Raw genomic sequence first — 13926 nt, forward strand, 5'->3', positions numbered from 1 at the left:
GCGGAGCTTTTTTACTACAGACCGTTGATTAGCGGCAATTTGCCGGCAGGTACTTGGCCGCAATGGAACCAGTGCAAACCCAGGTGATCACGCCAACAGAGTCGGCCGTGCCGGTCAGGACGACGTTGCTTCCGCTGATCTTGGGCTCTTTGGCCGAAGCGACCGCGGTAATGACACCAACGTTGGTGACACTGCTTGTATATGCCACGCTCGCGACATACGGCGACGTATGCGCCGACAAGCCGGCCGACGCGACAGCAGGCATGTGACCAAGCGTTTGATAGGCTTCAGCGATCGCGCCCTTCGGGCCAGACGCCGCCAGAACGACTTCACTGGTCTTCGCACGGACCGTGTAGTCCTGGTAAGCCGGCAAGGCCACCGCCGCCAGAATACCGATGATCGCGACCACGATCATCAGTTCGATAAGGGTAAAACCCTGCTGCATGGAACGCTTCATGGAAAACTCCTTGGGTAAAAAATGTTGCGGAGCGTATATGCACGCTTTGTGCCAGCCTGCTCTGCCCTCAAATCAGGTGAAAACAAGCTCATTTCGACACTGTGTGCTTTGCCAACTCGACAATTTTGGTCGTTTTCATCAGAACCGGACATTTCCTGTCACCTCTCAGCGTGTTCGCGGGCCATGCCCACGAACGCGTCTTCCAAATTGCGGGCGAACTTTGCGGAATCGAAAAGTGGCGAATTGATCGCTCGTTGACGCAAACCGGCGCGCACCTCGCCCAACGATTTCAGGTCGCTAGCGTGCTGTGCCGCGATCTCCACGTATTCCTCTTCGCTGCTAGCAACCCAGTCAGCAAGACCGACACAGCGCAAGAGACTTTCGCCTTGGCGCGCCAGTAACGAGTGCCCTGTAAGGGTGACTGTCGGTACACCCATCCACAAGGCCTCGGCTGTGGTCGTTCCGCCTGGGAAAGGATATGTGTCGAGAATCATGTCGACTTCATCGTAGGACGCCAGGTAAGCCTCACGAGGCGCGCCGCCATGAAGGTCCACTCTGGCAATGTCGATACCGACCGCGGTCAGCCGTTCTTTCATGTTTGCAACTGCTTCGCCGTATGCCAGTGGCAAGCTCTGAAGTCGAAGGCGCGAAGTAGGAAGCTGCGCAAGCACTTTCGACCAGAGGGCCAAGGTGCGGTCATTGATCTTGTTCAAGATCTGATACGAGCCGAAGGTGATGTACCCCTTACGCAAGGCGGGTAAGTCTTTTACCTCATCTGCGGCGCCGCTCGTAGGAAGGCTCATGCACAAACGCGTGTCTGGCAGGTACCAAAGTTGCTCGGAATAGTACTGAGCATCGCTTGCGGGCACGGATACCGGGTCCACGAGGATGTGGTCAATTTCCGATACGCCCGTACTGCCCCAGTATCCGAGCCACGCGACCTGATGGGGCGCCGCCTTCCACGCGAAAACCGGCAGTCGATTGAGTCCCGTATGGCCGGCGAGATCCACGAGGATGTCGATGCGGTCCGCATGAATTTTCCTTGCCAATTCATCGTCCGGCAGAACGGCCACCGAGTTCCACTCAGAAACGAGACCTTTGAGCCGGTCGGAAAGTACATCTTCTGTGGCGCTGGCCGAGTAGGCGACGATCGTCAACTTGGCGGGATCGAGATTCGCCAGAATGCCCTCGAGAAAAAGTCCCACGGGGTGAGTGCGGAAGTCCCCGGAAACCATTCCCACCCTCAGAGGTCGCGCCCCCTCCTCGAACGGCGGGCAAAGCCACTGGGAGTAGGGTTTGGCACGTGCCGTCACCCGTGCTCCGTATCGCCGTGCCTCACTCAGGTAATCCGCCGGCGACAGGTCCGACAAGTAAGTCAGCGAAAACAAAAGATTCTGGTGCGCATTCAGGTACTCCGGGTTGATTTGCAATGCGCGCCTGTAGCTTTGGACGGCAAGCTCCAACTGGCCGCTTTGCTGAAACGCCGCACCGAGGTTTGCATGAGCCTGCACGTTGTCTGGCTCGAACTCAAGAACGTTTCGGTAGGTTTGTATTGCCGAGAAAACCTCGCGCCGTCTGAGCTGCGCCACTCCCAGGTTGATGAGAATCGATGAGTCCTGAGGTTGCAGCTGCGCGGCCTGCCGGAAATGAACGATCGCCTCGTCGCACTCGTCCACCGCCAGGCGCAGGTTACCCCTGAAGTAATGAAAGTCCGCCGTGTCCGGCGCAAATGCAGGGCCTTGCTCGAGCACAGCGGTTGCCTCTTGAATTCGGCCCATCTGCGCCAGTGAAATGCAAAGATCCCGCCGGCATGTGTCGAAGCCGGGATTGATTCTCAGGGCTTCCCGGTAGCAGGCCGTCGCTTGTAGCCATTCGCCACGGGTCCGCGCCAGATTGCCGAGCATGTAGTGCGCGTCATAATCCACTGGATTGAGCTTGACGGCCTGCGAGAGCATTTCCTGCGCCACGATGGCATGTCCCAGTTCGCTCTGGACGTAACCGAGGTTGGAGTAGCAGGTTGCGTCTTTGGGGTCGCTCTCCAACCCGCGCCGATAGCAATTTGCAGCCTGCTGCAGATTGCCTTCCTTGAGATAAGTGTTGCCGCGTTGGCGCCACTCGGCGGAACTGACCTTCGGCTTTGCAGTCGCCGCCGGCGCAACGGATCCTTCGAGGCGCGACTGCAGGCTTGCGCGCTTGGTTTCCAACTTGGTTGCGAGCCACCTAAGCATGGAGCGGCACCATCGCGGAGAAGGCGGGCTTCATGATTTGACCGCCACCACAAGCCACTGTGTCAGCTTGTCGATATAAGAGTCGTCGTACCCGGCGTCCTTCAATGCCCACTTGAAGGCGTTCCCCATCTGGGCCGTCTTGTAAAAATTAAGTTTGTTCTTCTGCCTGTAGTTCTTCACCTGCAGATCCATCTGGTCCATGACTTTCAGCGACTTGACGGCGAACTGCTTTTCCTTCAGTGCCACATTCAAGGGCATTCGTTCCATGTAATAGCGAGCCAGGCTCGCGCCAAACTCCTTGGCAGAACTTGCGTCAAAAAATGAAAACATTGGGAGTTGCTGAACGATGAGGATTGCTATTTTGGCCGGATTTGGCCCCAGCCATTCGACTCACTTGATGCAAACCGACCGCACCTGCTTCAAGTCAGTGAGCCCCAGCATCACTTTTTCCATGCCGTCCATTTTCAGGGTCCGCATGCCGCTCTCCACGGCCTGCGTGAACAGCTCGGAGACGCGGGCGCGCTCCTGGATCAGGCGCTTGATGTGGTCTTCGGCCACCAGTAATTCGTGCAGGCCGATGCGCCCCTTGTAACCGGTCTTGTTGCATTTCTCGCAGCCGTTGGCCTTGAAGAATTTCAGCCGGCCGTCCTGGCCATAGGTCTTCACCCAGCTGTCATAGAGCTTCTTGGCCTCGCCGGCGTAGTCGGTTTTCCACGCCGAGGAATGCCGCAATTCTTCGGCGTATTCGGTTACGAACAGCTTGACCTCGTCGGCGTCGGGCAAGTACTCGGTCTTGCAATCGCATAACTTTTTGGCGAGGCGCTGCGCCAGGATCCCCAGCAGCGCGTCGGCGAAGTTGAACGGGTCCATCCCCATGTCCAAAAGGCGGACGATGGACTCCGGCGCGGAGTTGGTATGCAGCGTCGAGAACACCAGGTGGCCGGTGAGCGACGCTTCCACGCCCATCGACACCGTTTCCTTGTCGCGTGATTCGCCGATCATGATGATGTCCGGGTCCGCGCGCAGGAAAGCCCGCATCACCAGCGCGAAGTCGATGCCTGCCTTGCGGTTGATCTGGACTTGGCGCAGGCCCTTCTGCGTGATTTCGACCGGGTCTTCCGCGGTCCATATCTTCGTGTCGGGCGTGTTGAGGAACTTCAAGATGGAGTGCAGCGTCGTGGTCTTGCCCGAGCCGGTGGGTCCGCACACGTAGAACAGGCCATAGGGCTTGCTCACGGTTTTTTCCAGCCGCTCCTTGTTGTGGGCAGTCAGGCCCAGCTTCTCGAGCGGGATCGGTTCGCCGGCCGCGAGGATACGCATCACCACGTCTTCGACCCCACCAGCCGATGGGATGGTGGCGACCCGCAGCTCGATGTCGATCGGGCCGAACTTCTTGAACTTGATCTTGCCGTCCTGGGGCTTGCGCTTTTCGGAGATGTCCAGGTCGCACATGATCTTCAGCCGCGTGACCATGGCCTGGCGGAAATGCGAGGGCACCTCGACGTACGGCTGCAGCGTACCGTCGATGCGAAAGCGGATGCCCGTCTTCTGCTTGCCGGGCAACGGCTCGATGTGGATGTCCGACACCTTCTGGTTGTAGGCGTCGATGATCACCTTGTTGACGAACTTGACGAGTTCGTTGTCCGCGGCGGCGGACATCACATCGCCTTCTTCACCGCCTTCGTCGTCCACAGGCGCGCTGAGATCGGCCAGCAGGTCGTCAATGGACGCGCCTTCTTCGGCGCCGTACAGTTGCGCCAGCGTTTCCTCGAACTCGGTTTGGGTGGTGACCCGGTACGAGAACTTGGAATAGCGCGCAAAAACCTGGGGGACGATGCGCGAGCCGCGAACCGCCTCCGGGTCCATGCACATGACGACCAGCCCCTCCGGCGATTCCTCCAGGGGGATCCAGCCCTGCTCCTCGACGAAGTCGCGCTTGAGCGGACCCTGAAGCGCGTCGACGCGGATGCGGCCAGGATTGAACGGCTCGTACGGCACGCCGAAGAACTTGGCCAGCGACGGCCCGATCTGCGCCGGGCGGATGCGGAAGTCCTGCATCAGCAAGTGCTCGACCGGCTTGGCTTCCTCGCGCGCTTTCTGGATGCAACCCTGCAGTTCGTCCTCGGTCAGCACACCGGCCATGACCAGTCCGCTGTATTTGGTGGCGCGGCGCCGCTGGCCCTCGTCGGCCCTCTGCATCCGCTGGCGGATCGCGGTGGCCAGGGTCTTGCACAGCTGTGTGGCGCCCTCGACCTCGAGGTCGCCGAACGGCTGGTCGCTCTTGTTGTTGATGACCTGCAGGACACCGTGCAAGGTGCTCCCGTCCAGGATCGGCACCACCATCATCTGCTTGGTGCGATAGCCCGAGCGCTTGTCCACTTCCTTCAGGAAGGACAAGGTGGGATGGATGCGCTTGAGCGCTTCGTCGTCGTAGACATCGGCGATGTTGATCAGCTGCCTGCTGAAGGCCGCGTAGCCGGCCAGGCTTTGCGCGCTGATCGGCAGCTTCAAGTCCTTGCTGGTGTTCAGGCCGGTCTTCAGCTTGGAGATGATGGAGGCCTTGTCCTCGCTGATCGCATACAGCGTCAACCGGTCGGCGTTGAACAGCTTGCAGATGTCCTGGCTGGCCTCCAGCATGATCTGGTCGATGTTCTCGGTCTCGTGGATCCGCGTGGTGACCACCTGGAGCTGCTTGTAGAACAGCGCCTCGAAAGACACGCCGCGCTTTTCCGGGGGCAGCATCAGCGAGTCGAAGAACGCCTGCGAGTCGCGCTCGGGCACCTTCAAAACGGCGTTCATGAATGGGGCTTCCACGTGCTCATAGATCAAATTCCTGTCCCGCCCTGAGCCAGCGGATGTCGTGCGTGACGTTCGGGCCGAACGGCTGCGTCTGGTCGAACCGCTGGATCTCGGCCATGATCAATTCGGTCTCGGCCGGCTTGGTGTGCGTGATGTAGATCGGGAACGACTTGCTCTTGTCGATGCAGTCGAGCTCTTCGGCCAGAGCGTGCGGCGACAGGTGCAGGCTGCGCCGGGCCAGGTCTTGCTCGCGGTTGGAGAATGCGGTCTCGATCACCAGCGCGGCGACGTTCATCGAGTTGATGCGCCGCCAGAACGCGGGGTTGCGCTCGGTGTCGCCTGTGAAGACCCAGCAACCTTTGCCCGCCGTCACCGCGTAGCCCACCGCGGGCACCGTGTGCACCGCCGGCAAGACCTCGATGCGCTTGCCGGTGATGTCCAATGTTTCGCCGACCTGGATCTCGTGAAAGCTGATGAAGGGCTTGTCGGGCGACGGGATGCGGCTGAAATCGGGCCAGATCACGTTGTTGAAGATGTGGGCCTTGATCGCCGCAATCGTGCCCGGCAGCGCGTACACGCGGACCGGCTTGGTCAGCTGCGACGCGATCGCGTCGATCATGAGGGGCAGCGCCGCGACGTGATCCAGGTGCGAGTGCGTGAGCAGCACATGCTCGATGCCGCGCATCTCGGGCAACGTCAGGTCGCCGACCCCGGTGCCCGCGTCAACGAGCACGTCCGAGTCGATCAGGAAGGACGTCGTGCGACAGTCCTTCGCGATCGCTCCGGAGCAGCCTAATACGCGGACCTTCAAGGGTTTCCTTACTTGGTTTCGAAATTCGTTGCCCCGTCCCACTCAGGGTCGAAGGGCAGCAGCCTCTTTGAGGCTACACGCTCTGAATACAACTCGTAAAGGTATTTTTTGGCATTCATGCGCTGCAGGTTGAGCATCAGCACGTCGCATTGCTCCCAGTTCTGCGCGCGGTAGGCCTTCAGGAAGGCCGCCCAGGTCTTGAGCTCGTCCTGGTAAGGCTTTTCCAGCCGGTCGGCGGGGGCGACCGGCCGGTAGATGGCAACCGCCTGCTCCTTGCCTTTCACGCGGACCCGATCGAGCTCCTGCCAGGCATATTCCGGCGCCAGCCGGCGGGTGGTTTCGCTCGCCACGATGTCCACGCCATACACCTTGGACAGCCCTTCCAGGCGGGAGCCGAGGTTGACCGCGTCGCCGATTACCGTGTACGCAAGCCGGGCGTTCGAGCCCATGTCGCCCACGCACATCGTTCCCGTGTTCAGGCCAATGCCGATGCCGATTTCCGGGATCCCCTTGGCCCGGTGTTCCTCGTTGACTTTGCGTACCGCGCTGGCCATTTCCATGGACGCCTTGACGGCCAGGGACGCGTGGTTCGGAATGTCCACGGGCGCCCCCCAGAAGGCCATCACGCAGTCGCCCATGTATTTGTCGATGGTGCCGCGGTTCTGCTGGATCTGGTCGGTCAAGCGGCTGAAGATGCCGTTGAGAAGCTCCTGCAGCCGGGTCGGCTCCATGGTCTCGGACATCTTCGTGAAGCCCCGCATGTCGCAGAACATCACCGTGAGTTCCTTGCTGGCGGCAGCCATCGTGTAGCTGCCCGGGTCCTTGACCATTTCGTCCACCAGTTCCGGGGGGACATAGGTGCCAAACAGGTGGGCCAGTTCGCGTTTGCTTCGGCTTTCCACAAAGTAGCCGTAACTCATGTTCAACGCAAAGGCCGTGACGGCCATGACCAAAGCCGCCGCCAGTGGCAGCACCAGGCTCTGGCCCAGGAACAGCCAGAAGTTCAGGCCCACCACGGCGCCGATGACGACCGCGCTCAGGAGCACGGCCCGAGGCGCCGACAGCAAAGGCAAGCCGAATGCGAGCGCGAGTCCGGCGACGACCAGGATGGCGACGTCGTAGCCCAGCGTGTAGTCCGGCTTCACCGGGATGCGGTCGTCGAGCAGGCCGGAGATCAGGTTGGCGTGTGTTTCCACACCGGGGTAGGCCTCGCCCACGGGCGTCACCCGGATATCGAGCAGGCCGGGGGCTGTGGTCCCCACCAGGACGACCTTGCCCTTGAGGGTGTCGGGTGCAATGCGCTTGAACAGCAGGTCGGTGGCGGAGACGTACCGGAACGAGCCGCCGTTGATCCCGCCCGGACCGCGGAAGGGAACCAGGATGGTGACGCCTTCCGCGACGGGGACGCCCAGGCTTTTGTTGCCCAGGCGAAGGCGAATGCCCTCCAGGCCCTGGTACGTGCGCGCCAACCAGCGCTCGTGAGGAAAGGCCGGCTCAACCGTGGGCATGCCCGACAGCATGCGGAACATCGCGAGAGACAGGGATTCGTAGAACTGGTCGTTGTACGCCGCGACCAGCGGGACCGAACGGACCACGCCGTCGATGTCCACCATCGAATTGAAGAAGCCGGCCATCGGCGCCGCCTTGGCCAGCTTGTCGAGGTTCGCGCCGTAGCTGTTCCAGCTGGTGAACTTGATCGGCCGCCCGCGCAGTGCTTCCCGCTCCATCACGGGCGCCGGCAGCACGCCCGTGCGCCGCGGCTCCTTGGCGTTGGTGAGGTAGTAGCCGAGCACCACCGGGCGCTTCTCCAGCGACTTCGCGAACACGCCGTCGTAGTCCAGCGATTCCTGCAGTTCGCTGAGTTTCTGCGTGAACCCGGCCTGGTCCTTGAGCTCGCCTTGCGCCAATTGGCGCAGGCGTTTCAGCCCCGAGCTCTCGTCGGGCTCGGCAAAGACGAAGTCGAAACCCACCAGCGCCGCTTTCTGGCGATCGAACAGCTCGTCGACGAGCTCGGCGAACCGGTGGCGCGACCAGGGCCATCCGACTTCCGCCAGGCTTTTCTCGTCGATATCGACGATGACGATTCGCTCGTCGAGCGTGCGCGGCATGGTGGCGCGCAGCCGGGCGTCATAGATGATGTCATCCAGGCGCTGCAGCACATGGACGGGCATGGCGCCCGTCGCGTGCAGCAAGGCGAACACCAGCGGAATCAGCGTGACCGCGATCCTCGACCAGTGCTTGGCAAGCAGGCCCATCAGGGCCTCGTTCTCGCGTGACGTGCAGCCGGCATTTGCGCGGCGCGGCGGTCAGGCCTGCACGAACTGCATCTGCGTCCCCGCCAGCTCCAGGAGGTCGCCGTTTTTCAGTGTCACGGGGTCGGCGCCGATGGCCGCACCGTTGAGCGTCGGCTTGTTCGTGCCTTCGACGTGCGCGACGACGAAGCCGTGGGGCCGCTTGGTGATGGCAGCCACCGCGACGCCGGGCTTCCCGATCGTGGTCACGACCTTGACCAGGGGCACCTCGCGGCCGGCAGCCGCACCCGACAGCACCTTGATGGCGGCCCTCAGCTGGCCGAGATCAGACGCCAACGCGTGCGCATGCGCGCCGGGGCTCACGCTCGCCGGGGCCGGCGCCGGCGCCGGCGCTGCGCCAACGGCAGGCGCGGGCAACGGCGGCACGACGGCGCCGGCCTTGAGGATCATGGTCTTCTCGAAGGTCGGCCCGGCGACCTCGTTGATGTACTTGATCTTGTACTTGCCGATCTCGACCGTGTCGCTGTTTTGCAACAGCTGCTTCTTCACGGCCTTGCCGTTCACGTAGGTGCCGTTCGTGCTGTTGAGGTCTTCCAGGTAGACCTCGTTGCCGGTCATCTGCAGCACCGCATGTTCGCCACTGACGGCTAGGTTGTCGATCACGATGTCGTTGTAAGGCCGGCGCCCCAGAGTGGTCCGGTCCTTGGTCAACTGCACTTCCTTGATGACAACACCGTCGATCGAAACGATCATTTTCGGCATGGTCTGCTCCTGTCTATATAACTCGTTATCTGCGAACTAGTACGAAAGACTATTTTCCCAGCAATCTGGAAATCAAGCCGCGTTTTTTCGATTCGGTGTTGGCCTGGGCCAGCAGCACGGATATGTTGTCGCGCCCGCCGTTGGCGTTCGCGGCGTCGATCAATTGGGCCACTTTCTGTTCCAGCGGGGCGTCCGTTCCGAGGATTTTGGCGATGCCCTCATCATCCACCATGTCCGACAGGCCGTCCGAGCACATCAGGTAGATATCGCCCGGTTCGACCTTGTGCTCGTTGACTTCCAGCAACACTGCGTCCTCCACGCCCAGGGCGCGGGTGACCAGATTCTTGTTGCTGGAGGTCGCCGCCTGCTCCGGCGTGATGAGCCCGGCATCCATCTGCTCCTGCAAAAGCGAGTGGTCCTTGGTAATCTGGACGAATTCGCCCTCGCGCAGGCGGTAGCAGCGCGAATCCCCGATGTGCCCCAGCATCGCCCGGCCGTCCTGGAACACGCCCAATACCAGCGTCGTGCCCATTCCGCTGTACTGCGGGTTGGAATTGGCGGCGTTGAAGATCGATCGGTTGGCGTTGTCGACGCAGATTTCCATGGCGCGGCGCACTTCGCGGGCATTGGCGTGGCGACCCGCCTGAGACAACCAGCGCCCCAGTTCCGACTTGATGAACGTCGTGGCCATGCCGCTGGCGATCTCGCCGGCGTTGTAGCCGCCCATTCCGTCGGCCAGGATGGCCAGGCGGACCGGCTCGTCGAAGGTGACGGAGTCTTCGTTGTTCTCCCGTGCGAGACCCGGGTCGGTGCGTATGCAAAACTCGTAGTTCATAGGTTGCCGGATCAAGCCTCAAGGTGGTTCATGCGCCGCCCGCACCGCCGGACCCGCCGGGCTTGCGGACCACGTCGGTTTTGGCGAAGGCCGGATCGCCCCCATCCTTTTTCTGCGTCGGATCATAGCCCGGCGCGGGGACCGCGGGCCGCCGCATGCCGACCACGGTCGGTTCGAAGTCGGGTTCGCCCCTGGGCGGGCGGACGCTCGTGGCCATCCCGACGGTCTTGTCGAAGTTGGGAACATTGACCTCGTTGTCGGGCCGCATCACGACGCCCGGAGGCGTCGCGAGGGCGGACCGCGGCGCAGGCGCGGGCAACGGCGCGCCGCTCATTTCGGCCAGCATGGAGCGGAGGTCGGCCGCGAACTGGTCGCCGTCCTGGTAGCGGGTCTCGGGCCGTTTGCTCAGGGCCAGCGCGACCACGTTGGCCAGCCGCTCGGAAATTTCGCGGCGAATGATGCGGATGTCGGGCGCTTCCTCGTTCGCGATCTTGTACATCAGCTCCGCCATCGAGTCGCCGCGGAACGGCAGCACGCCGGCAAGCATCTGGAACAGCATCACACCCAGCGAATAGATATCGGAGCGCCCGTCCACCTTCTTGCCCGCGATCTGTTCGGGCGACATGAAGCTGGGCGTGCCCAGCACCAGGCCGGTCTTGGTCTTACTCGAGTCGGTGATGCGTGCGATGCCGAAATCGGTGACCTTCACCGTGTCGCTGTCGAACTCGTACATGATGTTGGCCGGTTTGATGTCCCGGTGCACCACGTTCTGCCGGTGCGCGTACGCCAGCGCCTCGGCCACGCGTGCCACGATCGACAGCACCTTGGGCACGGGCAGCAGGTGCCCGTCCTTGCAGACATCGGCCAGGTCCTTGCCCTTGAGGAACTCCATCGCGATGTAGGCCAGCTCGTGTTCCTCGCCGGCGTCGAAGATGGTCACGATGTTCTGGTGCTGCAGCCGGCCCGCGGTCTCGGCTTCGCGGAAGAACCGTTCGCGCGCATCGGCGAGCTCCTCGCCTTCGAACTCGTCGCCCAAGGCCATCGTCTTGATGGCCACCACGCGGCCGATTTTCGGATCCCTGCCGAGGTAGACCACGCCCATCGCGCCCTTGCCCAGCTCCTTTTCCACCTGGTAGCGGCCCAGCATCGGCTTCTCGACCCCGCCGCCGTCGAGAAGCATGGTCCCGCCGGGGCGTCCACCGCTGCCGAGGATGACGGTCTCTGAGAGGTTCTTGGCACGGCTGATCTTGCTCTGCAGGTCCTTGTAGCCCTTGTCGTAAGTGGCCATGTACTCGTACACGGCCTGCGCCTTGTTGAACTGCCGCTTGCGCTCGAAGTCGAGCGCAAGGTTGTACAGGTTGTCCATGAGCGCGTCGCCCAGGGGCACCTTGCGGTAGTAGTCGAACGACAGGTCCAGGTCGCCCTTGCCCTGCATGGCCAGGCCCATCATCCGGTTGGCCTCGGCCGAGGCTTCGTCCGATTTGAGCTTGCCCGCTTCGGTCATGAGGAAGCGCTTGGTGGTGAGGGCGAGATGGCCGATGACCAGCAATGCCGCCGGCATGACGAAACGCAGCCACAAGGCCGATCCGGACAGCAGGAAGAATTCGGTAGCCAGCAAGACCACCAACAGGGCGGAGGTGATGATGGCGCCCATGCCCGCCGACAGGCGCGGCAGCAGTGCGATCAAGTACGCGGCCACCAGCAGGAACGCCGCGAATGACGCCAGCACACCCCAGCTCGGCTCGACGACGAAATGCTCGCTGAGGATGTTGGAGGTGACGTGCGCCATCATTTCCGCAGGGCTCAGAGCGGGGTAACCGGGCACCGGGAAAGTGGTGCCGACGCCTTGCGCTGTGGGGCCGATCAGAACGATCTTGTCTGCGTACTTGCTGGCGGGGATCTTGCCGCTGAGCACGTCGTAGAACGAATCGACAGCGAACGCCGGCTTGCCGGCCTGGCTGCGATAGAACTGCGGCAGGATGCGGGCAAATTCGTCGGTCTTGACCTTGAGCTTGCCAACCTGCAGGCCCTCGCCCGCGATGACCTTGATGTCCGGGGTGCCGAGGTTCAGGCTCTTTGCGGCAACCAGAAGCGCCATCGAAGGCACGGCGCGACCGTAATAGTTGACGAGAAGGGGGTCGGCCCGCACGGCGCCGTCTGCGTCATTGGTCTGGTTCAGGTGCCCCAAGCCCGCAGCGGCGTTCGCGATGCTTTCGATCGGGTACTGGCCTTGCAAGGCGGGCCACGAAAAACCGTTCCGCTCATCGATCGTGCTTTTGGCAACCGCCGGAGGGAGGTCCTTATCGGCCTTGCCGAGCGGCTCGCCCAGCACGAAAGCAGACGGCACCAGCACATTCCCGGCCTTGGCCATGCTGGCAGCCAACTTGCCGTCGTTGTCGAGGGCGCTCTCGGCTTCGGCCATCAGCTTGGCCACGGCCTCTTCGTCCGCGTTCGGCCCGAGCGCTTCCTTGATCTTGCGGATGTAAACGAGGCCGCGCTCGGTTTGGGGCTCGGTGAAGAAGACGTTGTAGGCGATGGTCTTGGCCTTGGCCGCCGCGAGCTTGTCGATCAGCTCGGCGTGCACGTCCCGGGGCCACGGCCAGCGGCCGATGTTGGCGACGCTCTGGTCGTCGATGGCGATGATGGCGATCCGGTCGGACGGATGGCGCGAGCTCTGCACGCTCGCGATGTCATAAAAACGGCGCTCCAGCGTCTCGAAAGCGTCGGTGGCCTTCCAGAGCATGAAGACCGCCACCACGATCAGGACGCCCGCGAACCAATCCGCACGCCAGAACCGGCCACGTTTCGCTGAAGAAGATTTGCTCACTGGCCCCTCGTCAGAGAACTGTTCAAAACACCGCGGACTCGCAGCGTTTCCACACCCGCGACGCCAGGAAAGGGGTGCAGGCCTCTGTTTGGACGTTAACAGACGCCCATTCGCCGGACAAGCGACTTTGTCACGGCTTCGGAACGAATTGTTGCAATTTCGCCCGTGCCGCGCGCCATTCACCCAGCGTCGGCAGGCGCCGCGGCGCGCGGCTTGAACACCTTGGCAAGAATCAGGACGAGGATCGCGCCCGCTGCCGCCGCGGCGTATTCCCAAGCCTTGTCGGCAGGCAGGTAGGGCTTCATCGCCGGATCGGTGTAGATCATCTGGCCGGCGATCCATCCCAGCAGCATCGCGCCGAGCGTGATGATGATGGGAAAGCGGTCCATCAGCTTCAGAACGATCTGGCTGCCTGCCACGATGATCGGGATGCTCACCAGCAAGCCGAAGATCACCAACGGCAACTGGTGGCTGCCCGCGCTTTCGGCGGCGCCCGCGATGGCCAGCACGTTGTCCACGCTCATCACCAGGTCGGCGATGATCACTGTCTTCACGGCACCCCATAGCTTGTCGCTGGTGGCGATGTTGCCGTGGTCTTCCTCTTCATGGGGCACGAGCAGCTTCACGCCGATCCACACCAGGAGCAGCCCCCCAACCACCTTGAGGTAAGGGACGGCCAGCAAGGCCAACGCGAATGCGATCAGCACCACCCGCAGGATGATGGCGCCCATGGTGCCGTAGATGATGCCCAGCCTGCGCTGCGTGGGCGGCAGCCCGCGGCAGGCCAATGCGATGACGACGGCGTTGTCGCCGCCCAGCAGGATGTCGATCAGGATGATCTGGCCGACGGCAATCCAGAAAGGGGCGGTCAGGAATGCTTCCATGCTGGGACGTCTCCGGAAGAACAGCTCGAATCAAAAAAGCCGATTGTCCGTCAGGACGATCGGCTTTCGGA

Annotated in this window: 10 protein-coding genes; all 10 read right to left on the reverse strand. The window is 62.3% G+C overall.

Going from position 1 to position 13926, the window contains the following annotated elements; translation table 11 throughout:
• Positions 1-28: 28 nt before the first annotated feature.
• The 10 genes from EEB15_RS05565 to EEB15_RS05610 all read right to left on the reverse strand — a co-directional run bounded on the left by EEB15_RS05565 (position 29) and on the right by EEB15_RS05610 (position 13855).
• Positions 29-457: a pilin gene (locus EEB15_RS05565; protein WP_141508517.1), complete on the reverse strand. Its 429-nt coding sequence runs from the start codon at positions 455-457 to the stop codon at positions 29-31.
• A gap of 158 nt (positions 458-615) precedes the next feature.
• Complete coding sequence (locus EEB15_RS05570; protein ID WP_158289994.1) at positions 616-2661, reverse strand: tetratricopeptide repeat protein; 2046 nt, start codon at positions 2659-2661, stop codon at positions 616-618.
• A 54-nt stretch (positions 2662-2715) separates the two neighbouring features.
• Entirely contained in the window at positions 2716-3015 is a 300-nt protein-coding gene (locus EEB15_RS05575; protein ID WP_141508519.1) for a hypothetical protein, read from the reverse strand.
• 60 nt (positions 3016-3075) lie between these two features.
• On the reverse strand, positions 3076-5484 hold the full coding sequence (locus EEB15_RS05580) for a GspE/PulE family protein (RefSeq protein ID WP_141508520.1): 2409 nt from the start codon (positions 5482-5484) through the stop codon (positions 3076-3078).
• A 19-nt stretch (positions 5485-5503) separates the two neighbouring features.
• A complete protein-coding gene (locus EEB15_RS05585; RefSeq protein ID WP_141508521.1) occupies positions 5504-6295 on the reverse strand; it encodes a 3',5'-cyclic-nucleotide phosphodiesterase in 792 nt (263 codons plus the stop codon).
• Positions 6296-6303: 8 nt separating this feature from the next.
• Positions 6304-8550 carry a CHASE2 domain-containing protein gene (locus EEB15_RS05590; RefSeq protein ID WP_141508522.1) on the reverse strand — a complete coding sequence of 749 codons (2247 nt, stop codon included), beginning with the start codon at positions 8548-8550 and terminating at the stop codon, positions 6304-6306.
• 51 nt (positions 8551-8601) lie between these two features.
• The gene (locus tag EEB15_RS05595; protein ID WP_141508523.1) at positions 8602-9309 is read right to left on the reverse strand and encodes an FHA domain-containing protein; all 708 of its coding nucleotides are present in this window, start codon (positions 9307-9309) and stop codon (positions 8602-8604) included.
• Positions 9310-9358: 49 nt separating this feature from the next.
• Positions 9359-10144 carry a Stp1/IreP family PP2C-type Ser/Thr phosphatase gene (locus EEB15_RS05600; protein WP_141508524.1) on the reverse strand — a complete coding sequence of 262 codons (786 nt, stop codon included), beginning with the start codon at positions 10142-10144 and terminating at the stop codon, positions 9359-9361.
• A 28-nt stretch (positions 10145-10172) separates the two neighbouring features.
• Positions 10173-12971, reverse strand: coding sequence for a CHASE2 domain-containing serine/threonine-protein kinase (locus EEB15_RS05605; protein WP_233259361.1), 2799 nt, complete (start codon positions 12969-12971; stop codon positions 10173-10175).
• 179 nt (positions 12972-13150) lie between these two features.
• Positions 13151-13855 (reverse strand): TerC family protein, encoded by a 705-nt coding sequence (locus tag EEB15_RS05610; protein WP_141508525.1) that lies wholly within the window; start codon positions 13853-13855, stop codon positions 13151-13153.
• Between the last annotated feature and the right edge of the window lie 71 nt (positions 13856-13926).

The sequence above is a fragment of the Ramlibacter sp. WS9 genome (assembly GCF_003797765.1).
Taxonomy (GTDB): domain Bacteria; phylum Pseudomonadota; class Gammaproteobacteria; order Burkholderiales; family Burkholderiaceae_C; genus Ramlibacter.

Bases quoted from the DNA above. Each gene is read 5' to 3' on its own strand.
- EEB15_RS05595 (WP_141508523.1), bottom strand. From the start codon at position 9,309: ATGCCGAAAATGATCGTTTCGATCGACGGTGTTGTCATCAAGGAAGTG.
- EEB15_RS05580 (WP_141508520.1), bottom strand. From the start codon at position 5,484: ATGAACGCCGTTTTGAAGGTGCCCGAGCGCGACTCGCAGGCGTTCTTC.
- EEB15_RS05590 (WP_141508522.1), bottom strand. From the start codon at position 8,550: ATGGGCCTGCTTGCCAAGCACTGGTCGAGGATCGCGGTCACGCTGATT.
- EEB15_RS05600 (WP_141508524.1), bottom strand. From the start codon at position 10,144: ATGAACTACGAGTTTTGCATACGCACCGACCCGGGTCTCGCACGGGAG.
- EEB15_RS05610 (WP_141508525.1), bottom strand. From the start codon at position 13,855: ATGGAAGCATTCCTGACCGCCCCTTTCTGGATTGCCGTCGGCCAGATC.
- EEB15_RS05575 (WP_141508519.1), bottom strand. From the start codon at position 3,015: ATGTTTTCATTTTTTGACGCAAGTTCTGCCAAGGAGTTTGGCGCGAGC.
- EEB15_RS05565 (WP_141508517.1), bottom strand. From the start codon at position 457: ATGAAGCGTTCCATGCAGCAGGGTTTTACCCTTATCGAACTGATGATC.